We start from the raw sequence: 23,434 nt of genomic DNA, 5'->3' as shown, positions 1-23,434 counted from the left end.
GCTGTGATGCCAGAGTTGCTCTCCGGCGTTCGTTCCCATTCTCAAGTAATCCTCAAAGCGGCCCCAGGTGCTGGCAAATCTACGTTCTTTCCATTACAGCTGGTTAAGTCTCAGGTAGTGAGTGGCAAGATAGTCATGCTGGAACCAAGGCGCCTTGCTGCGCGCAATATTGCCAGTTATTTGGCTGAACAGTTGGATGAAAAAGTGGGGGAGACGATTGGCTTTAGGGTTCGTGGTGAGAATAAAACCAGCAGTAAAACTCGTTTAGAGATTGTCACTGAGGGGATCATGACGCGCATGATTCAAAGCGACCCGGAGCTCACAGGCGTTGATATGGTGATCTTTGATGAGTTCCATGAACGCAGTATTCATGCTGATACTTCTTTGGCCTTTAGTCTGGAGATCCAAGAAGCGCTCAGGGATGACCTCAAGATTGTTGTGATGTCTGCGACACTCGAACAATCGACGCTACAAGCTCTATTACCAGAGGCCGAATATATTGAATCACAGGGGCGCTCGTTCCCTGTGGAGTATCGTTACCAACCATTAACGGCCAATGATTATTTGCCCGCGAAAATGGCCGCAACTATCGAATCTTTGATTGAGAAAGAGCAAGGTTCACTGTTGGCTTTTCTGCCGGGCGTCTCGGCTATCAAGCAAGTTCAAGAACGGTTGCAACATTTGAGCGGGAATGTCGATGTTTTCCCGCTGTATGGTCAGCTCACTTTTGCTCAGCAGCAGCAAGCCATAGCTCCTGCCAAGCGAGGTCAGCGCAAAGTTGTGCTGGCGACCAACATTGCGGAGACCTCATTGACCATTGAAGGGATTCGTTTAGTGGTCGATTCTGGACTTGAGCGTGTGGCGAAATTTGATTTGAAAACGGGTGTAACGAAACTTGAGCAGGTCAAAATTTCTCAATCGTCTGCCGAGCAGCGAGCGGGCCGTGCCGGACGTATAGAAGAAGGATTGTGTGTGCGTTTGTACAGTGAAGCTCAGCTGCAACAACAGCCTTTGGTTCCAGTCCCTGAAATTCTTCATTCCGACTTATCTTCGCTACGGGCTGAGCTGGTTCAGTGGGGAGCAGCAAGTGCTGATGAGCTGCAATGGCTCGACGTTCCACCTCAAGCTGCTTTGGCACAGGCGAGCAGTTTGTTGCAGCAATTGGGGCTTTTGGATCATAGTAGGCAATTTACTGCGCAAGGTAAGCAAGCGCAGCAACTTGGGTTGGATCCTCGTATTGCGAGCATGCTGATTAAAGCCAAACAGCACAGTAATGACTTGCTGAATGCGGCGATTGCTGCGGCGGCACTGATTGAAGAACCAGAGCGCAATATCTCTGATCTGCAGCACTCCCTATACCGCCTCAAACAAGGAAAGCACACCAGAAACCGCTATATCTCCCAAAGAGCGCAAGCGCTAGCTGCGAAGTTAAAACACAAATTTGACTTGCAGACTGTTGATGAGTCCCACCTGTCTTTGGCATTGTGTTTGGCGTTTCCTGATCGGATCGCACAATCACGCGGTAAGCAGAATCATCAGTTCTTGCTTGCCAATGGTCATGGTGCTGAGGTGCGCGATGACGATCCTCTTGCTGATAGCAACTACTTAGTAGTGATTGATTTGATGAGAAGTGCGGGTCGTTCTAGTCAAGTATTCTTAGCCACCGCTGTGGATATATTGAGTCTAGAAGAGCATTTCCCAGATATGTTTACAGCTCGTGATTATGTTGACTGGGACGATAAACGAGGGTGTCTAGTGGCAGAGCAACGTGTGTGTTTTGGCCAGCTTGTTATTAACAGTAAGGCACTGCCAGAGCCAGATAGTGATCAAATCAGTGATGCTCTACTTAACTACGTAAAGCGCAAAGGCCTGAAAATATTGAACTGGACACCAGCTGCAACACAGCTTCAAGCTCGAATTCTTTGTGCGGCGCAGTGGTTGCCAGAGCATGAGTGGCCTAAAGCTGACGAACAAAGCTTGTTGAATCATATAGAGGATTGGCTAACACCGTACCTCAATGGCGTGAAGTCGGCGAAGAGGTTACAAAGTGTCAACCTTGAGCAGGCTTTGATGGCGTATCTGGGGTGGCCGCTCAACCAAGAGATCGACCAATGGTTGCCAACACACTATGTGATGCCAACGGGCAGTAAGAAAGCTGTTCGTTATCAAGAAAATGCAGAACCTGTGATATCAGTTCGAATGCAGGAAGTGTTTGGTGAGCAAGACTCTCCTTTGATCGCTCAAGGGCGTAAAAAAGTTGTGCTTGAGTTACTCTCCCCAGCACAAAGGCCACTGCAGATCACGCAAGACTTAGCCGGTTTTTGGGCTGGGGCTTACAAAGAAGTTCAGAAAGAGATGAAAGGTCGATACCCTAAACACCCGTGGCCGGATGATCCGGCGAATCATGTTGCGACGACCAAAACCAAACGACAGTTGAATCGATGATGATAAAGATGTTTACACCCAAAAAGGGGCCAGCAAAAAAGGCACCTGCTAAAAAATCACCGGCAACCAAGTCGCCTCAAACCAAAGCAAAACCGAGAAAGCCAAGAGTATCAGCTAAAAAACGAACGACGGGTAAGCGCGGTAAAGCGAATCGTGGTTGGTTGAAGATGCTGTGGGGCTTTGCTTGGAAAGCTGGCCTTGCCGTTGCTGCGATCCTGCTTTTTGTTGGTATCTATCTCGATACCGTGGTGAAACAACGTTTTGAAGGGCAGCTTTTCGAGCTACCGACCGTGGTCTATGCTCGTGTGCTCGATTTATCACCGGGCACACCGATTAGCATTCAGCAGGTACGCAATGAGCTTGATGTACTCAACTACCGTAAGGTCAATGCGCCTCGCCATCCTGGTGAGTACTCTTCATCTTCCACCAAAATTGAGTTGATTCGTCGTCCATTCGAATTCGTTGATGGCCCAGAGGCAGACCGTCATGTGATGCTTCACTTCAATGACAATGAGCTCACGCGTATTCAGTCTCTCGAAAAGAAAGGCGATATGGGCTATCTACGTATCGAACCTAAGATGCTGGGGATGCTTGAAAAAAGTAACGATGAACAACGTCTTTTCTTGAAACGTAACCAATTCCCCGAGGTGATGGTTGATGCGTTGCTGGTTACCGAAGACCGAGATTTCTACCAACACGACGGTGTATCGCCACTAGCTATCGCTCGTGCGATGGTCGTCAACGTTAAGGCTGGTCGCACGGTGCAGGGCGGGAGTACCTTGACCCAGCAATTGGCGAAAAACCTATTCCTCTCTAGTGAGCGAACGCTTTGGCGTAAGATTCGTGAAGCCTACATCGCGTTGATTTTGGATTATCGTTACAGCAAAGATGAGATTTTAGAGGCTTACTTGAATGAGGTTTACCTTGGGCAGAACGGTGGTGAAGCGATCCACGGCTTTGGCTTGGCATCTCGCCTCTATTTTGGGCAACCAATCCAAGAGCTGAGAATCGATCAGCTGGCATTGCTGGTGGGCATGGTGAAAGGGCCATCTTATTACAACCCTGTGCGCTACCCAGAGCGAGCTAAAACACGACGTGACTTGGTGTTACGCCTCATGATGCAGCAAGACATCTTGAGTGCCAGCCAGTACGAGGCCGCAGCCAGTCGAGATCTTGATATTCAAGATAACCCACGTATTGCTAGCCGTCAGCCTGCCTATTTCCAGCAAGTGAATGTCGAGTTGAAGAAGTTTGTTGGCGACCGATTTGAGGCGCAGAAGGGGTTACGGGTGTTTACCTCGCTAGATCCAGTGTCGCAACAAGAGCTTGAACGCTCCATTGCTCGAAAGGTGCCTCAATTGGCTAAAACTGCAGGGGACAAACTTGAGGCCGCAGCGATTGCGGTTGATCGTAACACCGGTGAGATCAGGGCTATGGTCGGTGGTAAGCGTACTGGTTACGACGGCTTTAATCGCGCACTCAATGCTAGCCGCCCGATTGGTTCATTGGTCAAGCCTGCGGTGTACCTGACAGCGCTTCAGCAGCCAGACAAATACACGCTTGCGACAACCTTGATGGACACGCCTTTAAGTTTGAAAGGCAGCAAGGGCAGTGTATGGAGCCCAAGAAACTTTGATCGCAAATTTCGTGGTGAAGTGCCTTTATATGTAGCGCTATCAAAATCTTATAACGTGCCTACGGTTCGCTTAGGAATGCAACTTGGCATTGATTCCGTGTCCAATATCATCGAAAAGCTAGGGGTGGATAAAAATGAGATTCGCCCAGTACCATCGATGTTCTTAGGCTCGTTTTCTCTCACGCCGTTCCAAGTCGCACAGATGTATCAGACGATCACTAACTCAGGTAGGAAAGCGCCCCTTTCGGCGTTACGCTCAGTGGTAGACAGTGATGGTGAAGTTCTTTATCAATCAATACCTCGCGTGTCACAAAGTGTTGAACAACAGGCAGCATGGTTAACGACTTATGCGATGAAACGCGGCGTTTCGGAAGGTACGGGTCGATTCCTACAGAGTCAGTTCGCTTGGGCTGGATTAGCGGGTAAAACGGGTACCAGTAACGATAGCCGCGATAGTTGGTTTGTTGGCGTCGATGGGCGAGAGGTAACCACAATTTGGCTCGGGCGTGATGACAACAAGCCGACCAAGCTGACCGGCTCTAGCGGTGCTCTTCGTGTTTATGCGGATTACCTTAAGCAACGAGGCCCAGAAGTACTTCGTTTGCCGTGGCCTAATGGTATTGCTACGGCCAACTTCGTGAATACTAACTCTGGTGCACTAGAGTTTAATTGCGACGGCCCGGTGAAGTTACCCGTTTGGGATGAACGTGGCGACATTAAAAAGGGATGTGAAAGCCAACCAAAACAGTGGCTAAAGAAGCTTTTTGAGTGGTAAAGTTGCATAAGAAATAGATGACAAGGATAGAGTTTACATGATGATTTCTCGTTGGCTGCGTCGTGGTTTCGGTGTTGTTGGATTTGTATTTTGTTCACAAGTTTTGGCTGACAATGTGGTTGAGCCTACTGACAAAACGCAAGCTGAACAGAAAACACGACCGAGTATCGCCGTGGTTCTTGCTGGTGGTGGTGCCAAAGGAGCGGCTCACATCGGTGTTTTAAAAGCACTTGAAGAGATGCACATTCCGGTCGACTACGTGACAGGCACTAGTATGGGTGCCTATGTCGGTGGCTTGTATGCGACGGGTATGAGTGCTGATGAGATTGAAAGCTTTATCTATTCTGTTGATTGGAATAAAGGCTATCGCGACCGTGTAAACCGTAGTGATCGACGCGTGCGTGACAAAGAGTATGAAGACCGCTACCAACTGACCACGGATTTAGGTTTAGGTTGGGGTGAAGTGCGCGCGCCAACGGGTGTGGTACAAGGTCAGAATATGCTGCGTATCCTTCGCGAAACAACGGGTAACTTAGCACCACTTGAGTCCTTTGATGATCTTGCTATTCCTTACCGTTCAGTCGCAACGGATATCATCGAACTCGAAGAAGTGGTGATCGACAAAGGGCAGATCGTTGATGCAATGATGTCGAGTATGTCAGTGCCGGGAGCCTTACCACCATATGAGGTGGATGGGCGCATGTTGGTCGATGGCGGTGTCATCAATAATATGCCTGTAGATGTTGCTCGTGCGATGGGCGCGGATATCGTTATCGCAGTAGATATCAGTACCAACTACAAAGGCGAAGAAGAGTTCACTAACCTTTTTACGGTGGCAGACCAACTTTCTAATTACTTAGTACGTCGCAGCACTCAACAACAAGCGGAAACTTTGACGGAGGAAGATGTCTTTCTTCAGCCTGATGTAGGCCAAATGGAAACCACCGAGTTTGATAAAATGCCGGGTGCGTACGAAGCCGGTTATCAAGTCGCGTATCAATTTGAAGAGGATCTTCGCAACCTTTCAATGAGCACTGCCGAGTACCAGTCTTATGTCGAAGCCAAACAGCAAGCGCGACGTAAGCTGAAACACGGCGACAAGACGGTAGTGGATGAAGTTGTGATCAACAACAACAGTCACTATTCCGATAAGCTGATTGAAAACCGCCTAAATCTCGAAGAGGGGCAGGTGTTAAAAACCAGTCAAATTGAAACCAGTGTGCAAAACCTGTATGCATTGGATCGCTTCGAGCTAATTACCTACGAATTCGACAATGTCGATGGTCAAGATCAACTAATTGTGGATGTGAATGAGAAAGAGTGGGGGCCTAATTACCTCAATTTCCGCTTTTTCTTAGAAGATGACTTTGCCACAGATAGCCAATACTCGATTGGTGTCTCTGCGAACTTTACAGACATCAACCAGCATGGTGCAGAGTTAAGAACCAATTTAGAAATGGGGACAGATAAGCGAATTGAGGCTGAGCTGTTTTCTCCGTTTTTCTCACAACAGAAGCTGTTTACATCAGCCTCGTTTGTCTATGCGAACCAAAAGCGCAACCTACCGGCCAATATCGACGAAATTGAAGAGCCAACTTTAGATGTAACCCAAGACTTTGTTTCGATGACATACAAAGAGAGCATTGGTGAGTTGGCCTTTGGTTACCAACCGACCTTGTGGCAAGAGTTTAAATTCGGTGGACGATACACCGACGGTGAGGTCGAAGTGTCGTCGCTGCCATCGCTTGGAGGGGGCTCTTACCAGCGAATTGGTGGCTTTATTGGTTATCGTTTAGATACGTTGGATAACTTCAGTCTTCCGACAGAGGGCTATTTTGTTGATTTAGAATACCTTGTCTCTCATGATGAGTTTGATGCGGATTCTGTTATCTCTGATTCGAACCTCGTTCAAGATAGTGATACGGTTTATGAGTTCTCCGCTAACCTCATGGCTGCTCAGAGCTACAAACGCCATACTTTAGTCGCAAAGGTGGATTATGGCATTGTGGAGAGCAAAAACTCGCTGTTCCCAATTGATCCTAAACAGTTAGGTGGTTTCTTAAACTTGTCCGGTATTCCACGCAACAGTTTACTGGGTCAGAACCTTGCGTTCACGAGTTTGGTATACCGTTATAAATGGTTTGAGAATGATTTCGGCCTGTTTGAATCCCCATTCTATCTGGGCGCATCCATTGAACACGGTGGTGTTTGGTCGAACAATGATTTGAAAATTAATGAAGCTCCGTTGTACACAGCTGGTTCGCTATTTGCGGGTGTCGATTCGCCGATTGGGCCAATTATTTTGGCGTATGGTATGACAGAAGATAACTACAATTCTGTTTACCTAATTATCGGAACGTCATATAAATAACCATGCGAAAAATAGCGATACTGGTGACTAATTAGGCAAAAATAGTGGGACTTTCGTCTTAACTTGCTATGTTGGTCAAAATGATAAGATTTTAATTAATCGTTAAATTTGCTACTATACCGCCCACAGTTTGGCCTCTCTGATGCCGATCATCAATACAAATTGAATGACGAAAATGGCAATGGAGAGCCAAGTTTCCAAGGATGTTCACCGCTTTATTTTACTAACAATTATGAAGGAAGGTGGTGGACCGCAATGAGAGGAAAAAAGTCGTGCTTGAAGCCTACCGTAAACACGTCGAAGAACGTGCTGCCGAAGGAGTTGTTCCAAAACCACTAGATGCCGAGCAGGTTGCTGGCCTAGTTGAACTTCTAAAGAACCCACCTCAAGGTGAAGAAGAGTTCATTCTTGACCTACTAGAAAATCGCATTCCACCAGGTGTAGATGAAGCTGCTTACGTAAAAGCGGGCTTCTTAACTGCTATCACCAAAGGTGAAGTAGCATCACCACTTGTTAGCAAAGCGAAAGCGGCAGAGCTGCTAGGTACTATGCAAGGTGGTTACAACATCGAGTCGTTGATTTCACTTCTTGATGATGCTGAACTGGCTCCTATTGCTGTTAAAGCACTATCTCACACGTTACTGATGTTCGATGCTTTCTACGATGTAGAAGAGAAGGCCAAGGCAGGTAATGCTTCAGCACAACAAGTACTTCAATCTTGGGCAGACGCTGATTGGTTTACTTCGAAAGAGAAAGTTGCTGAAAAAATCACAGTAAAAGTATTTAAAGTCACTGGTGAAACGAACACCGATGATCTATCTCCAGCACCTGATGCATGGTCTCGTCCAGACATTCCAGTACACGCAAAAGCGATGCTGAAAATGGAACGTGATGGTATCAACCCTGACCAACCTGGCACTGTAGGTCCAATCGCTCAGATTGAAGAGCTGCAAAAAGACGGCATTCAGCTTGCTTACGTCGGTGACGTTGTAGGTACAGGTTCTTCTCGTAAGTCTGCGACCAACTCAGTACTTTGGTTCATGGGTGAAGATATCCCATACGTACCAAACAAGCGTACTGGTGGTGTTTGTCTGGGTGGTAAGATCGCGCCAATCTTCTACAACACAATGGAAGACTCTGGTGCACTACCTATCGAACTTGACGTACAGAACATGAACATGGGCGATATTATCGATATCTTCCCATACGAAGGTGTTGTACGTAAAAATGGTGAAGAGATCTCTAGCTTTGAACTGAGCAAAGTGTTGCTTGATGAAGTTCGTGCTGGTGGTCGTATTCCACTGATCATCGGTCGTGGCCTAACTAGCCGTGCTCGTACATCTCTTGGTCTAGAAGAGACAGATCTATTTGCTAAGCCAGTAGATCCATCTGCATCTGACAAGGGCTACACGCTAGCTCAGAAGATGGTTGGTAAAGCTTGTGGTGTTGAAGGCGTTCGCGCAGGTCAATACTGTGAGCCTAAGATGACCACAGTAGGTTCTCAAGATACAACGGGTCCAATGACGCGTGATGAGCTTAAAGACCTTGCGTGTCTGGGCTTCTCTGCTGACCTTGTGATGCAATCTTTCTGTCACACATCGGCTTACCCGAAACCAGTTGACGTTAACACGCACCACACGCTACCTGATTTCATCATGAACCGTGCGGGTGTTTCACTTCGCCCAGGCGATGGTGTTATCCACTCATGGTTAAACCGTATGCTTCTGCCTGATACTGTAGGTACAGGTGGTGACTCGCATACTCGTTTCCCTCTAGGTATCTCATTCCCTGCGGGTTCAGGTCTAGTTGCATTCGCAGCAGCAACAGGTGTAATGCCTCTTGATATGCCAGAATCTATCTTGGTTCGCTTTAAAGGTGAAATGCAACCGGGTATCACACTACGTGACCTAGTACATGCAATCCCGCTTTACGGCATCAAGCAAGGTCTACTAACAGTAGAAAAAGCAGGTAAGATCAACGAATTCTCTGGTCGCGTACTGGAAATCGAAGGTGTTGAGCACCTATCTGTTGAGCAAGCATTCGAGCTTTCTGACGCATCTGCTGAGCGTTCAGCTGCTGGCTGTACTGTTAAGCTGTCTCAAGAATCTATCGAAGAGTACTTGAACTCAAACATTGTTATGCTTAAGTGGATGATCGCTGAAGGCTATGGTGATGTTCGTACTATCGAGCGTCGTATCACGGCAATGGAAGAGTGGTTAGCGAACCCTGAGCTGCTATCTGCAGATTCAGACGCTGAATACGCTCACGTTATCGAGATCGACCTTGCTGATATCGATCAGCCAATCCTATGTGCACCAAATGATCCAGATGATGCTCGTCTTCTTTCTGACGTGCAAGGCACTGAGATTCAAGAAGTGTTCATCGGTTCTTGTATGACGAACATCGGTCACTTCCGTGCTGCAGGTAAGATGCTTGAAGAGTTCAACGGCTCGCTAAGCACTCGTCTATGGGTGGCTCCGCCAACTAAGATGGATAAAGACCAGCTAACTGAAGAAGGCTATTACGGTATCTTCGGCCGTGCTGGGGTTCGTATCGAAACTCCGGGTTGTTCATTGTGTATGGGTAACCAAGCACGTGTTGCTGACAAGTCGACAGTAATGTCTACGTCTACTCGTAACTTCCCGAACCGTTTGGGTACAGGTGCGAACGTTTACCTAGCGTCAGCTGAGCTTTCTGCGGTAGGTGCGATTCTAGGTCGTATCCCAACGAAAGAAGAGTACCTAGAGTACGCAGAGAAGATTAATGCAACGGCAGCTGATACTTACCGTTACCTGAACTTCCACAAGATGGGTCAGTACACAGAGAAAGCTGACACGGTTATCTTCCAAGAACCAGCATAATCGCTGACTGATTGATCGAATGATAAAACGCCTTCTACTATGTAGAGGGCGTTTTTTTATGCCGTTTGGTAGCTGAACGTGGCTCGATCTCCGCATAACTTCACTATATACTCTCGCCTCATTTTTAACCCTGTCTGCAGTTACTGCGTGGAGCTACGATGGAATTCGAATTTACAAGAAACACTTTGATGGGCGAGTACTACGTAAAGTGCAGCATGGGACACGAGATCGTAGGACGCTGGCTTCAAGAAGAGATTGGCAAAGATAAAACCAAAATTGACCAAGTGCTAGCGCTGATCGAATCTTCACGCACTAACTTTAGCAATGAGCTTTCAATGTTAGGCAAAGAGATCACACTCTCGATAAATGAAGATGAAGTGACAATTCAAGAGAACGTTCTTGGCCATGACTATGAAATGGAAGAGGGCAGCGAGTTCGATTTTTACAATAGTGAAAGCTTATCGGTATGTGGTATTGATGATTTTGAGTTGTTGATGGAGCGCTGGGTAGATTTCTTAGGGTTGTAGAATACCCTATTGAGCGCATTGCCCAAATATAGAGCAATTTGCTACCAACGCATTAAGATAGTGAAAAGGCCGCACCATTATGGTGCGGCCTTTTTCGTTATTAGAAATGTATAAAGTTAAAGTTGTTAAATATCAGTAGTTTAACTTTTTGGCACGCTACTTGGATTATAGAAAGAGTATTAACGGACTAAGTAAGAAATCTAAGGAACGATTATGAAACTCATCAATGCCATAGTGAAACCATTCAAATTAGACGATGTAAGAGAAGCACTATCTGATGTCGGTATCGAAGGTATGACAGTATCAGAAGTTAAAGGTTTTGGTCGTCAAAAAGGCCACACGGAACTGTACCGTGGTGCGGAATATCAAGTTGATTTCCTTCCAAAAGTAAAACTAGAAATTGCCACTCAAGCAGAGAACGTAGATCGCGTTGTGGAAGCAATTAGCCAAGCTGCTCATACCGGAAAAATTGGTGACGGTAAGATTTTTGTGTACGACCTGAGCCAAGCGGTACGTATCCGTACTGGCGAAATGGACGCAGAAGCACTTTAAGAATTCAAGGACTGGAGAATTTAATATGGAACTTTTAACAACAGTAACGGAATTACGTTACGCACTAGACACTTTTTTCTTCCTCATTTCAGGTGCGTTAGTAATGTGGATGGCGGCAGGCTTTGCAATGCTTGAGGCTGGTCTTGTACGTTCAAAGAACACCACAGAAATCCTAACTAAAAACATTTGTCTGTATGCGATTGCATGTACAACGTACCTAGTTGTTGGTTACAACATCATGTATGTCGACAACGGTGAAGGCGGTTGGCTGCCATCTTTTGGTGCACTGATTGGTACGCAAGGTGAAGGTGCGGATCACTCTCTAGAGTCTGACTTCTTCTTCCAAGTAGTATTCGTTGCAACAGCAATGTCAGTCGTATCTGGTGCGGTTGCTGAGCGTATGAAGCTATGGTCATTCCTAATCTTCTCTGTTGTTCTAACAGCGTTCATCTACCCAATGGAAGGTTACTGGACATGGGGCGGAGGTTTCTTATCTGAAGCTGGCTTTAGTGACTTTGCTGGTTCAGGTATCGTACACATGGCAGGTGCAGCTGCGGCTCTAGCTGGCGTACTTCTGCTAGGTGCTCGTAAAGGTAAATACGGTAAAAACGGTGAAATCTACCCAATTCCAGGTTCAAACATGCCACTTGCGACACTAGGTACCTTCATCCTATGGTTCGGTTGGTTCGGCTTCAACGGCGGTTCTCAGCTAATGGTATCAGACTTTGAAAACGCGACAGCAGTCGGTCAAATCTTCCTAAACACAAACGCAGCAGCTGCAGCGGGTGCAATCGCAGCACTACTAGTGTGTAAGACAACTTGGGGTAAAGCAGACCTAACAATGGTATTGAACGGTGCGCTGGCTGGTCTAGTGGCAATCACAGCAGACCCACTATCTCCATCACCTCTATTCGCAGTAGCTATCGGTTCAGTGTCTGGTGCGCTAGTGGTATTCAGCATCATCGCTCTAGACAAAGCTAAGATTGATGACCCAGTAGGTGCTATCTCAGTACACGGTGTATGTGGTTTCTTCGGTCTGATGGCTGTGCCACTAAGCAACGCTGATGCAACATTTGGTGCTCAACTATTCGGTGCTGCAGTTATCTTTGCTTGGGTATTTGGTGCAAGTCTAGCGGTATGGGCTGTGCTTAAGGCGACAATCGGTATCCGTGTAAGCGAAGACGAAGAGCTAGAAGGTATGGACATGCACGATTGTGGTGTTGGTGCTTACCCAGAGTTCGTATCTGTGAAGTAACATTTACAAAGATTTACATTTAACCTACTTGAAACCTGCTCGGATGAGCAGGTTTTTTTGTTCTTTATCATTGTTTTCTAAATTATGATGAATATAATAACGCAACTGATAAACGTTATCATTACGAAGTTAAAGGACTGAACCAATGAAAAAACTGCTAACTCTTTCTGCTCTAGCTTGTGCAACTATCGCACCTACAGCTGCAATCGCGGCAGAAGAAGTAAACGTATACTCTTACCGTCAACCTTTCCTAGTTGAGCCAATGTTTAATGAGTTCACGAAAGAAACTGGTATTAAAGTAAACGTTAAGTTCGCGAAGAAAGGTCTAGCAGAGAAGCTAGCTCAAGAAGGCGAGTACAGCCCAGCTGACGTTATCCTAACTGTAGATATCAGCCGTCTATCTGAGCTAACTAAACAAGGTCTAGTTCAATCTGTTGAGAGCGACGTACTAGAGAAAAACATCCCAGCTCAGTACCAAGATACTGACAACGAGTGGTTTGCTCTTACAACTCGTACACGTAGCGTTTACTCTTCTCGTGACCGCGTTGGTCGTCTAGGTGACGACTTCACATACGCAGATCTAGCGAAGCCAGAGTTCAAAGGTAAGATTTGTACTCGTAGCGGTAAGCACCCATACAACGTTTCTCTAGTATCTTCTATGATTGCTCATAAAGGTGAAGCAGAAACTAAAGAGTGGCTAGAAGGCGTTAAAGCAAACCTAGCTCGTAAGCCTCAAGGTAACGACCGTGCACAAGTTAAAGCTATCAAAGAAGGTCTATGTGACGTTTCTCTTGGTAACAGCTACTACCTAGGTAAAATGGTTAACGATAAAGAGCAAAAAGCATGGGCTGACGCTGTTTACATTAACTTCCCTAACCAAGAGACAACTGGTACTCACGTAAACATCTCTGGTATGGCAATGGCGAAATACTCTCCAAACAAAGAGAACGCTGTTAAGCTTATGGAATTCCTAGCGGGTAACACTGCTCAAGGCATGTACGCTGAAGTGAACTACGAATACCCAGTTAAAGCAGATGTTAAACCATCTGAGCTTGTAGGCTCTTGGGGTGAGTTCAAAGCGGATACAATCTCTCTAGACGAGATTGCTAACCACCACGAAGCAGCAATCAAGCTTCTAGATGAAGTTAAATTCGACCTTTAATTTCATTAATGTAGGTTTCGGCCTAAATTGATTAACAACCTCAAGTTCCTACTTTATGGGCTTGGGGTTGTTTTGTTTTTAAGCAAGTCACTTTTTGATACAAAGCAAAGCATAGAACGGTTGAGTTCTGAGCTTCGCGCCTTGCAGTCACAGTGCGATATCGGTATAACTACCCTTAGTTTTTAAAAGGATATGAGATGTATTTTCAAACGCATTTTCGAGTTATCCCTCTCCGTTGTAATTAAGCGATGAAACAAAAGAATTATATATGGAACACCAGTAGTGGAGTGATCGCTTTGCTGCTGGTTTTTCCGATCTTAGCGATATTCACAACCGCTGTTGGTGAAACGGATGAGCTTTTCTCTCATCTAATGTCTACGGTGATGCCAACTTACGCCTACAATACCGTTGTACTAGTTTTTGGCACCATGTGCTTGTCGTTAATCTTTGGCATTCCTTCCGCGTGGATCATGGCTATGTGCCGTATTCCAGGTGAGCGCGTCCTTCAATGGGCATTAGTACTTCCCTTGGCGATGCCGGGTTACATCGTAGGTTATATCTTTACTGATTGGTTTGATTTTGCAGGCCCAGTGCAGATTCTTCTGCGTGATATTACTGGGTGGGGGCCTGGTGAGTATTGGTTCCCTGATATTCGAACTTTAAGCGGTGCGATCATCGTACTTTCGTTAGTTCTCTATCCTTATATTTACCTGTTATGCCGTGCCGCGTTTATGGAGCAGAATGTCTCCCTGCTGCAATCTGCGCGACTGCTAAAATGTTCTCCTTGGGAAAGCTTCCGCCGTATTTCTCTGCCGCTAGTTCGTCCATCAATGGCGGTTGGTCTATCCCTTGTAGCTATGGAAACCGTTGGCGACTTTGGCACTGTGAGTTACTTTGCCGTTAACACGCTGACGACAGCGGTTTACGACACTTGGCTTGGATACTCTAGTCTCACTGCGGCCGCTAAGATTTCGGCTATTATGTTGGTTATCGTGATCTTGTTATTGAGTTCAGAGCGATACAGCCGTCGTAAACAGAAATTATTTCAAAACCAATTCAATAGCCGAGAAGATTTCCGCTACCAGCTCAACGGTTGGAAAAAGTGGCTGGCACTGTTCTGGTGTTGGGGATTGGTGTGTGTCGCTTTCTTATTCCCGTTAGGTCAACTTCTTATTTACGCGTACAAGTACTTCGCACAAAGCTGGACTGCTGAGTTCAGAGAGTACGCGATGAATAGCTTAAATGTTTCTGTTCTAGCTGCTGTAATTGGTGTGCTGGTGGCACTGATTGTTAACTTCAACCAGCGAGTGAATCCTGGCAAGCGTAACCTTGCTTATATGCGTCTCTCTTCTATGGGCTATGCGGTTCCAGGAACGGTATTAGCCATCGGTGTTATGGTGCCTGTGCTGTTTATGGATCACTTGGTGAACGACATTGCTAAAGCTATGGAGTGGGGACGCCCAGGTCTTATCTTCTCGGGTTCAATGTTTGCGCTTATTTTTGCCATGGTGGTGCGATTTTCGGCAGTTGCTATTGGTAGTATTGAGAGTAGCTTAAGCAAGGTTTCACCGTCACTGGATATGGCCTCTAAAACCATGGGTTGTAATACGAATCAAATGTTGCGCCGCGTCCACCTTCCTTTGATTAAGCGTGGTGCTTTGATCGCTGGTTTATTGGTGTTTATCGAATCAATGAAAGAGCTTAATGCGGCATTGCTGCTAAGACCATTCAACTTTGAAACACTAGCGACCTACGTTTATAACTACGCGTCGGATGAGCACCTTGAGCTAGCAGCGATGCCCGCTGTCCTGTTGGTACTCGTTGGACTGATTCCGCTTATCATCGTTAACCGTTCTTTGGAGCAAAAAAACTAATGAGTTGTGCATTATCAATTAAAGACCTGACTTGTAAGTATGAGTCTCAGACGGTATTAGAGTCTCTCTCTTTAGAGGTTGAGCACGGTGAGATAGTCTGTTTACTCGGTGCTAGTGGTTGTGGCAAAACGACTTTGCTTAAAGCGATTGCTGGTCTGCTTCCTCTGAGCAGTGGCGTAATGAACCTAAATTGCCAAACCATTGATGACGGTGAAAACTGGTTACCGCCAGAGCAGCGCAACATCGGCATGATCTTTCAAGATTATGCGCTGTTTCCGCACTTAACGGTCAATCAGAACGTCGCGTTTGGTTTACGAGATCTTTCTGATAAAGAAAAGCAGGCCAAGGTTCGTGAGATGCTTGAGTTGGTTCACCTTGATGAGTACGGAGAACGCTACCCGCATCAACTCTCTGGTGGTCAGCAGCAGCGTGTTGCTATTGCGCGCTCTTTGGCTTACAAGCCAGATCTACTGTTACTCGATGAACCGTTTTCAAATATCGATACACAGGTTCGTCACGAACTGATCTCTCAGATCAGAAAGATCTTCAAAAAGCAGGGTGTGACCGCGATTTTTGTAACGCACAGCCGTGAAGAGGCATTCGCCTTTGCAGATAAAATGGCAGTAATGAACAACGGTGTGATTGAGCAGTATGGTTCGGCATCTGAGCTTTACTTCCACCCTTCAAGTAAGTTTGTTGCTGACTTCTTGGGTGGCGGTAGTTACTTGAATGCTCAGCGTATCTCTGAAAATGAATTTGAAACCAGCTTAGGTGTGGTTGAGGCGAAATCTCAAACTAACATTGAGCTGGGTAATGACTGTGAATTACTGCTAAGACCTCAGCATATTCTCGCGAGTTACGAGCAAGACAGTGCTATCTCTGTGTTAGAGCAGCAATTTATGGGCGACCACTGTCGTTACGTGATTGAAGCTCATGGTCAGAAACTATTAGCGACCTCTTCTGAAGCGTTGGAAGTGGGGATGCCTGTGACAGTGAAAGTTGATACTAAGGGTGTTCTGGCGTTCTAAGCAGTTCGCTAAATAAACAGTCCACTCTCGTAGAAACAATCTTATGTGAATAAAAAAGCCCAGAACCAAACTGACTAAGTAGGGTACTGGGCAAGCGTTCTTCACCTATAGGGTTAAAGCTAGGTATAAAAACTTTCCTCAAGGAGTTACAAAGATAGGAAAGCTTTCATGTTTTGAAGAACACGTTCAGCAGTGTCTTTATCTTCCATTTCTGCAAATATGCGCAGTAACGGTTCGGTTCCAGAGAAGCGAGCAATTACCCAGCCACCATTCTTGAAGTAGACTTTCGCGCCATCTTCATAGCTGACTTTTTCAATCTCATACTCGAATTCGGGAAGTTGTTTTTCTACGTAGATCTTGGTGTAGAGTGCTTCTTTCTGTGAAGGCTTGAATGTACAGTCACCTTCCGCTGTGTATGCGTAACCATACTTGGAGTAGATCTCGTCAAGCAGTTCAGAGAGTTTCTTACCCGTTACACTGATCATTTCAACTAATAGGCTTGAAGCGAATACGCCGTCTTTGCCCTTGATGTGACCACGAATGGTTAAACCGCCAGAGCTTTCACCGCCAATCAATGAGTCATCTGCTTCCATCTGTGAGCTAATGTGCTTAAAGCCAACAGGAACCTCGAAACTCTTTTCGCCATGGTCGGCAGCGACTTTATCCAATAGGTGAGTGGTTGCGATGTTACGTACGACCGAACCTTTCCATCCCTTGTATTCAAGCAAGTAGTAATAGAGCAGCAGTAGCACTTCGTTCGGGTGAATGAAGTTACCTTTCTCATCGATAATACCCAAGCGATCAGCATCGCCATCGGTACCGATACCAATGTCATAACCTTCCGCTGCAACCAAGTGTTTTAAGCGATACAGAGTTGCGGCGCTTGGTGATGGCATTAGACCACCGAAGTCTGGGTTTTTGCCGTCGTTGATAACGTCGACATCACAGCGACCATTGATAAGAACCGTTTGCAGAGCATTTTTTGCTACACCAAACATTGGGTCGATCAACACACGCAAGTTTGCTTTCTTAATCGCGTCAATGTCGATGAAGTTGATGATTGAGTCGACAAAGTCGTTCATCGGGTTGATGATTTCGATCTCTTTGTCATTGAGGGCTTGTTCGAAGTCGACACGGATAACATCTTCACTGGTTAGCGTCGCAATCTGTTGCTCGATCTTCTCTGTGATGATCTCATCAGCATCACGACCACCCTCGATGAACACCTTAATGCCGTTGTAATCTGCTGGGTTGTGAGAAGCAGTAATACATGCCGAGTAGGTACATCCCATCTCTTTTGCTTGGAACATCACGATAGGTGTTGGAACAAACTTATCGATGAAGCTGACTTTGATGTTGTTGGCGGCAAGCACTTCGGCAAACCAACAAGCCGCTTTATCAGATAAAAATCGACGGTCATAACCAATCACAAAGCCATTTTTTGCGGCATCTTCATCATTAATGATGTTAGCGAGTGCTTGAGCAACCAAGCGTACATTATCGCGAGTGAACTCTTCACCAATGAAAGCGCGCCAGCCACCAGTACCAAATTTAATCATGTGAAAATCCTTTTAGTCTCATTGCCTCAAGTCAGCAAGAACTTGAGGCAAGAGCAGTTCGTTAAATGACGTGATTAGCCAAGAACAACGACAACATCGTTTACACTGCCTTCAGCTTGAACCGGAATTGCTCCGTCAACTGATTCGCCATTGATAGTGATAGACGCAACCCCTTTGCTTACTGAGTTCGGGTTTTGCACTGTGATGTTGTAAGTCGCGCCACGCCATTGACGAGTAACCTCGAACTCTGGCCAATCTGCTGGGATACAAGGGTCAACCGTCAAGCCTTCAAAGCCGGTGCGAACACCAAGAATGAAGTTAGTCACTGCGAAGTAAGCCCAGCCAGAAGTACCGGTTAGCCATGGGTGGTTTGCACGACCATGGTCTTGGTGGTCTTTACCCATAATGAACTGAACGTACGAATATGGTTCTGCGTAACGTGTTTCAATCATGTCGTTTTGGTTGTATGGGTTAAGCGCATCGTAGAATTTCATCGCACGATCACCGCGACCTAGCTTCGCTTCAGCAACCCATGCCCATGGGTTCGGGTGAGAGAAGATTGCGCCATTCTCTTTTACGCCTTGGTAAACGCGAGTAACGAAGCCGATGTCGTCGTTTGGTGTCGCAAATGACGGAGAGTTTAGGTGCAGGCCGTACTCTGAGAATAGATTCTCATCAACCGCGTCCATCGCTTTCTCGCCACGCTCTTGAGAAACAGCACCTGATAGAACCGCCAGTGTGTTTGATTCTAGGTGCACGCGACCTTCAGCTTGTTGTGCAGTACCAATTTTGTCGCCATCTTTAGTTAGACCACGGATGTACCAGCCACCTTCATCGTCCCAAAGGTGTGTTTCACACGCTTCACGAACGTTAGCGGCCATTTCAGTGTATTTCTCAACGTCAGCATCGTTATTGCGGAACTTAGCAAGGTCTAAGAATTCTTGTAGCGCCCAGAAGTGTAGGAATGACACCATTGATGACTCACCGCCACCTAGATTCAAACAGTCGTTCCAGTCAGCACGTAGACCTTTACAGATACCAGTTTGACCTACGTATTCTGCAGAGAAGTTCAGCGCCGCTTTCATGTGTTCGTAAACTGTTGCTTCACCACCGTCTGCGTAAGGAATTACTTCATCAAAGAACTCATGTTCACCGGTTTCCATCACGTATTTGATGATGGTAGGAACGATCCATAAGTGATCATCAGAACAAGTATCTTCGATGCCGTGGATCTTATCGTCGTCCGATGGAGTCGGTACTACCGTTGGTGATTTCGAAGGCTTCACATCCGCTTTCTCTGGATCAAACCAATCAGGATCGAATAGGTGTAGACCGTAGCCTGCTTTTACCTGGCCGCGCAGTAGATCGACAATACGCTTGCGTGTCATCTGAGGATTTGCATGTGGCACAGAGATAGCGTCTTGTGCGGTATCGCGGTAGCCAAGACCGGTACGTCCGCCGACCTCAATGAAAGATGCAAAGCGCGACCACACCACACAGGTTTCTGCTTGGTACAGTGTCCAAGTGTTGATCATGGTGTCTAAGCCTTCGTTTGGAGACTTAACTTGGAATTTGTTGCAACGCTCACCCCAGTGATCTTTGATACCTTGGAAAGCTGCATCTACGTTAGCCACATCTTGGTATTTCTCGCGCAGGCGCTCACCGTTGCCTTTGCCGATACCTAGTACGTAGGCAAAACGAACTTCTTCACCTGGTTGAATCGTGAATTGCTTATGCAGAGAACCACAGTGGTTGTAACAAGTTTGAGCGCTGTTCGAACATTTACCGTTTTCAACCGCAATTGGGTTCGCTTCATCGCGGTACATGCCCAGGAAGTTGTCACGCTGACCGTCGTAGCTGTCTGGTGAGAAGGTTGAAGCTAGGTAGTAGAAGCCTTCAAAGTCATTAGTGTTGTAGTACAGGTCGTATTCCAACACGCCTTCTTGGTAAGAAGTACCCGCAGAGTACAGAGACATCTGATGGTTTTGGTTGTCTGATTGGATGTGGCTAAACGAGAACTCAACAAACGAGAACGTGCTAATAGTACGTGGCTTGTCAGTGTTGTTCTTTAGAACCACATCCCACACTTCAGCATCTTCGCCTTTAGGTACGAACAGTGTTTTGGTTGCGGTAATGCCGCTGTATTCACATTTGAACTTAGAGTACGACAGGCCGTGGCGAACCTCGTAGTTTGCTTCATCTAGGCTCTTTGCCACGGGTTGCCAAGAGATAGACCAGTAATCACCCGTCTCATCGTCGCGCAGGTAAACATAGTGACCTGGGCGATCGAAAGTGCCATTCGGGCGGAATTTAGTAACACGGTTATATTCTGGTGAATTATAGAACGAGTAACCGCCAGCATTGTGTGAGATGACCGTACAGAACTTCTCAGTACCTAAGTAGTTGGTCCAAGGTGCAGGGACATCAGGACGAGTGATGACGTATTCGCGATTCTCGTTGTCGAAATAGCCGTATTTCATTGTTATTTCCTTTTTAACAAACTGCGTTCCAGCAGTTGATCTTACAAATATTGATTCAGAGCCTGATGGCTATGTATCCGAAATTAATGGGTTGTCTTTCAGTCTTGCCAAGGTGAACGATATTGAATATTCAATCGCTCTAGCAGTGGTAAGTGACTTTTTAGGCGGGACAGATAATCCAGCCAATTACGATTGTTCTTGTGTGTCCAACATCCTTCCGCTAATGCGCTAATTCGAGGGAATACCATGTAATCCATACGCTGTTGATGAGTAACAATTTCGCACCAGAGCGCACACTGAATACCGCGAATTCGCTTGCGAATTGGGTCAGCATCAGAGATTTCAGCGAGTGGCTCATAGTTGTAAGCTTGCTCCAATGGAATTACTGACGCCCAGTCGACACCGGGTTCTTCTGGTGCGTAATCTTGTGTCATGTCGAGATAAGTAAATTGAGCAGGCTGCAGTACGACATCAAAGCCCTGACGAGCACAGTTGACCGCTGCTTCTTCACTTAGCCAAGAATAGATAATGGTCTCTTTGCTGACTTTGTTGCCGTGTTGCGCCTCTTCCCAACCGACCATTTTCTTGCCGAGCTGCTTGAGCTTGTTTTCGGCATAGCGAAATAGGTGGCCTTGTAGCTCTTTGCTGTCCTGATAACCGTGTTCTTTCATCACTGCTTGCGCTGCTGGACTGTTACTCCAAACACCAGGCGGTACTTCATCGGCACCCATATGGATAAGCTTGCTTGGGAAAAGTGCCGCTACTTCTTCGATGACGATATCGAGAAACTCATAAGTGCCTTTAAGCCCTGGGTTGAGTACATTGTCGGTATAGTGCTGAATGCTCTTGTATGCGGTTGTATCTTCTTGCTCAACCAGCATTTCTGGCAAAGATTTAATCGCTGCGCGGCAGTGACCTGGGATATCTATTTCTGGGATAACCGTGATGCCGCGTTTGTCGGCGTAGTCGATAACTTCACGGATCTCTTGCTGTGTGTAGTAGCCACCGTAACGCTGTGCCAGATGTGTGTACTGAGGCTCTAGTGCTTCATCAAGACCGCGCCATGCACCGATATCGGTGAGCTGAGGTAGCTGTTTTATCTCGATGCGCCAGCCTTCATCATCAGTGAGGTGCCAATGGAAAACATTAAACTTGTATAGGGTGAGTTGGTTGATTAAGCGTTTCACATCTTCTAACGAGTGAAAGTGGCGCGCGCAGTCGAGCATCATTCCGCGGTACTTAAACCTTGGTTTATCGACGATTTTGCAGCATGGCACCGAGAAAGACTCAACCTCTTGTTGTTCGATAAGTTGGAGTAGGGTTGCTGCTGCGTAGATAAAGCCGCTTTGGCTGCCCGCTTCTGCTGTGATGGCTTCAGGTGTCACTGTGAGCTTATATTCAGCATCATCCAATGTTGGGTTGGTTCTAAAGGTGATGGCACCCACCTCTTGCTCAGGCAGTGATAGCTCGAAATGGGTGCGCAATTCTTCTTTCAGCCACTCGCCACCATCACTTGCGAGTGCTGAGGTTATAGCGAGTACTGTATTTGGAGTGAGGGGGAACACTCCGTTTTGTGTTGTGACTGAGTTTGGTTGTGGGATCAGAGCCAAAGGTGCGTTATCGACCTGAGGAATTTCAGTGCGTTCACGATATGGAGAAGCCAAAACAATCGGTGAGATAGCAACAGGCAAGATTTGTGCTTCATCATTGATGATAGTCTGGATAAACGCATCGTTTAAACCGTCCGAGATAAAGCGGAATGGCGCACTCTGAATACTGAACTCGAAATAGCAATGATTGTTCGCTTTAAGCTCGCAGTCATTAGGGGTGTATGTGCAGTAGCTACCCACTTGAGTTAGAGCGCCTTGCGATAAGCTATCTGGGAGAATAAAACGATCAAAGGCAAAGTGCAGTGACCATGCCTTGATGTCTGAATCACTTAAGTTATGTACAGTAAGACCAAAGCGGCAGTTTTGCTTTTGTTCTGAGAGAACAGCTAAGTCGATGCGGTAATTCATATCACTTCCCTGTTAAGTCTATTAGTACAAGTTGTGTTCGGGCTTGCCAGCAAACATCAACGCACCTTCGATAGCGTCGAATTGAGGCTGTACAATCCATTGTTGAACAACGGGCGAAAGCCAAGGCAGAATGCGTTCAGCGATACTGCCCATCAGGCATATTTGGTTTGCTCCTTTGCGGTGAAGTGCATTTACAAACATTTCGATGTCAGCCGCAGTCTGCTTGAGCATTTCAATGGCGAGCTCATCCCCTTCATTGGCGAGTTGAAAAATGACCGGTGAAAATTGACCGTAGTCTTTTGGGATTGCGGTTTTCGACCATTCAACAATATTGTCGACATCATTATTAAAATGGTTCATTACGTGCAGGCAGAGTGAGGTCTTTGGGCGAATGCCATCTTCTGCTAGAAGCACTTGTTGGATAAGTCTTAGTCCCATCACCGCACCACCACCTTGGTCCGAGATTGGGAATTCACGACCGCCAACGACGTGTTGCTCACCCTCTTTGAGTAGAATGCCGCATGAGCCAGTACCGCCAATCATGATGGCACCATCTTGGCCATTGTGAGCACCAATACAGGCACCATAAGCGTCGGTGTTGAGTGTGATGCTGGCAAAAGGGTGGTCGATGTTCATAAAACTCAACCACGCTGATTTCTGTTCAGCACCAGCAAGTGCTAATCCAACATGCATCTTTGAAAAATCTGACTCTGTTAAACCGCCTTGCAGTGCCGCGTCGCGAATTGCAGCAGTAATAGATGCCATCGCAACGTCAGTGCCCAGAAGAATATTGGCGCTGCCACTTTTGGCTTCTCCAATAAGTTGTCCGTCTTTGTTTCGAATTCGTGCACGACAAGAGGTGCCGCCGCCATCAATACCTACGTAGTACAT

At 46.5% G+C, this 23,434-nt stretch carries 14 protein-coding genes; 10 read left to right on the top strand and 4 right to left on the bottom strand.

Annotated features, from left to right (window positions below):
- Nucleotides 1-6 precede the first annotated feature (6 nt).
- The 10 genes from hrpB (at nt 7) to OCV50_RS11670 (ending at nt 16,486) form a co-directional block, all read left to right on the top strand.
- A complete protein-coding gene (gene hrpB, locus OCV50_RS11715; RefSeq protein ID WP_261904160.1) occupies nt 7-2,445 on the top strand; it encodes an ATP-dependent helicase HrpB in 2,439 nt (812 codons plus the stop codon).
- Complete coding sequence (gene mrcB, locus OCV50_RS11710) at nt 2,442-4,856, top strand: penicillin-binding protein 1B (RefSeq protein WP_261903128.1); 2,415 nt, start codon at nt 2,442-2,444, stop codon at nt 4,854-4,856. Before hrpB ends, mrcB begins: the two co-directional genes overlap by 4 nt.
- Before the next feature lie 40 nt (nt 4,857-4,896).
- A complete protein-coding gene (locus tag OCV50_RS11705) occupies nt 4,897-7,227 on the top strand; it encodes a patatin-like phospholipase family protein (protein WP_261904159.1) in 2,331 nt (776 codons plus the stop codon).
- A 272-nt stretch (nt 7,228-7,499) separates the two neighbouring features.
- Complete coding sequence (acnB, locus tag OCV50_RS11700; RefSeq protein WP_261903127.1) at nt 7,500-10,088, top strand: bifunctional aconitate hydratase 2/2-methylisocitrate dehydratase; 2,589 nt, start codon at nt 7,500-7,502, stop codon at nt 10,086-10,088.
- A gap of 158 nt (nt 10,089-10,246) precedes the next feature.
- Nucleotides 10,247-10,615 (top strand): YacL family protein, encoded by a 369-nt coding sequence (locus tag OCV50_RS11695; RefSeq protein WP_261903126.1) that lies wholly within the window; start codon nt 10,247-10,249, stop codon nt 10,613-10,615.
- Nucleotides 10,616-10,828: 213 nt separating this feature from the next.
- Nucleotides 10,829-11,167, top strand: a complete 339-nt coding sequence (gene glnK, locus OCV50_RS11690) for a P-II family nitrogen regulator (protein ID WP_004738200.1) — start codon at nt 10,829-10,831, stop codon at nt 11,165-11,167.
- 25 nt (nt 11,168-11,192) lie between these two features.
- Nucleotides 11,193-12,422, top strand: a complete 1,230-nt coding sequence (locus OCV50_RS11685; protein WP_239841187.1) for an ammonium transporter — start codon at nt 11,193-11,195, stop codon at nt 12,420-12,422.
- 145 nt (nt 12,423-12,567) lie between these two features.
- The gene (locus tag OCV50_RS11680) at nt 12,568-13,584 is read left to right on the top strand and encodes a Fe(3+) ABC transporter substrate-binding protein (RefSeq protein WP_239841186.1); all 1,017 of its coding nucleotides are present in this window, start codon (nt 12,568-12,570) and stop codon (nt 13,582-13,584) included.
- Between the two features lie 248 nt (nt 13,585-13,832).
- The gene (locus OCV50_RS11675; protein WP_261903125.1) at nt 13,833-15,458 is read left to right on the top strand and encodes an ABC transporter permease; all 1,626 of its coding nucleotides are present in this window, start codon (nt 13,833-13,835) and stop codon (nt 15,456-15,458) included.
- Nucleotides 15,458-16,486 (top strand): ABC transporter ATP-binding protein, encoded by a 1,029-nt coding sequence (locus OCV50_RS11670; protein ID WP_239841184.1) that lies wholly within the window; start codon nt 15,458-15,460, stop codon nt 16,484-16,486. The genes OCV50_RS11675 and OCV50_RS11670 overlap by 1 nt, the downstream gene beginning before the upstream one ends.
- Nucleotides 16,487-16,632: 146 nt before the next feature.
- Here the strand turns inward: OCV50_RS11670 and OCV50_RS11665 are convergent, their stop codons facing one another.
- The 4 genes from OCV50_RS11665 to OCV50_RS11650 form a co-directional block, all read right to left on the bottom strand.
- Nucleotides 16,633-18,045: a phosphoglucomutase/phosphomannomutase family protein gene (locus OCV50_RS11665; RefSeq protein WP_261903124.1), complete on the bottom strand. Its 1,413-nt coding sequence runs from the start codon at nt 18,043-18,045 to the stop codon at nt 16,633-16,635.
- Nucleotides 18,046-18,119: 74 nt separating this feature from the next.
- Nucleotides 18,120-20,525: a GH36-type glycosyl hydrolase domain-containing protein gene (locus OCV50_RS11660; RefSeq protein WP_261903123.1), complete on the bottom strand. Its 2,406-nt coding sequence runs from the start codon at nt 20,523-20,525 to the stop codon at nt 18,120-18,122.
- A 98-nt stretch (nt 20,526-20,623) separates the two neighbouring features.
- On the bottom strand, nt 20,624-22,543 hold the full coding sequence (locus OCV50_RS11655; protein ID WP_261903122.1) for a beta-N-acetylhexosaminidase: 1,920 nt from the start codon (nt 22,541-22,543) through the stop codon (nt 20,624-20,626).
- Between the two features lie 21 nt (nt 22,544-22,564).
- Nucleotides 22,565-23,434, bottom strand: coding sequence for an N-acetylglucosamine kinase (locus tag OCV50_RS11650; RefSeq protein WP_261903121.1), 870 nt, complete (start codon nt 23,432-23,434; stop codon nt 22,565-22,567).

The sequence above is a fragment of the Vibrio fortis genome, assembly GCF_024347475.1.
In the GTDB taxonomy this organism is placed as follows: domain Bacteria; phylum Pseudomonadota; class Gammaproteobacteria; order Enterobacterales; family Vibrionaceae; genus Vibrio; species Vibrio fortis.
The sequence above is the reverse complement of the archived record's forward strand: the minus strand, read 5'-3'. Positions and strand labels throughout refer to the sequence as shown.

Bases quoted from the DNA above. Each gene is read 5' to 3' on its own strand.
- OCV50_RS11670 (WP_239841184.1), top strand. From the start codon at position 15,458: ATGAGTTGTGCATTATCAATTAAAGACCTGACTTGTAAGTATGAGTCT.
- OCV50_RS11650 (WP_261903121.1), bottom strand. From the start codon at position 23,434: ATGTACTACGTAGGTATTGATGGCGGCGGCACCTCTTGTCGTGCACGA.
- OCV50_RS11675 (WP_261903125.1), top strand. From the start codon at position 13,833: ATGAAACAAAAGAATTATATATGGAACACCAGTAGTGGAGTGATCGCT.
- OCV50_RS11665 (WP_261903124.1), bottom strand. From the start codon at position 18,045: ATGATTAAATTTGGTACTGGTGGCTGGCGCGCTTTCATTGGTGAAGAG.
- OCV50_RS11695 (WP_261903126.1), top strand. From the start codon at position 10,247: ATGGAATTCGAATTTACAAGAAACACTTTGATGGGCGAGTACTACGTA.
- OCV50_RS11680 (WP_239841186.1), top strand. From the start codon at position 12,568: ATGAAAAAACTGCTAACTCTTTCTGCTCTAGCTTGTGCAACTATCGCA.
- hrpB (WP_261904160.1), top strand. From the start codon at position 7: ATGCCAGAGTTGCTCTCCGGCGTTCGTTCCCATTCTCAAGTAATCCTC.
- glnK (WP_004738200.1), top strand. From the start codon at position 10,829: ATGAAACTCATCAATGCCATAGTGAAACCATTCAAATTAGACGATGTA.
- OCV50_RS11655 (WP_261903122.1), bottom strand. From the start codon at position 22,543: ATGAATTACCGCATCGACTTAGCTGTTCTCTCAGAACAAAAGCAAAAC.
- OCV50_RS11685 (WP_239841187.1), top strand. From the start codon at position 11,193: ATGGAACTTTTAACAACAGTAACGGAATTACGTTACGCACTAGACACT.
- OCV50_RS11705 (WP_261904159.1), top strand. From the start codon at position 4,897: ATGATTTCTCGTTGGCTGCGTCGTGGTTTCGGTGTTGTTGGATTTGTA.
- OCV50_RS11660 (WP_261903123.1), bottom strand. From the start codon at position 20,525: ATGAAATACGGCTATTTCGACAACGAGAATCGCGAATACGTCATCACT.
- mrcB (WP_261903128.1), top strand. From the start codon at position 2,442: ATGATGATAAAGATGTTTACACCCAAAAAGGGGCCAGCAAAAAAGGCA.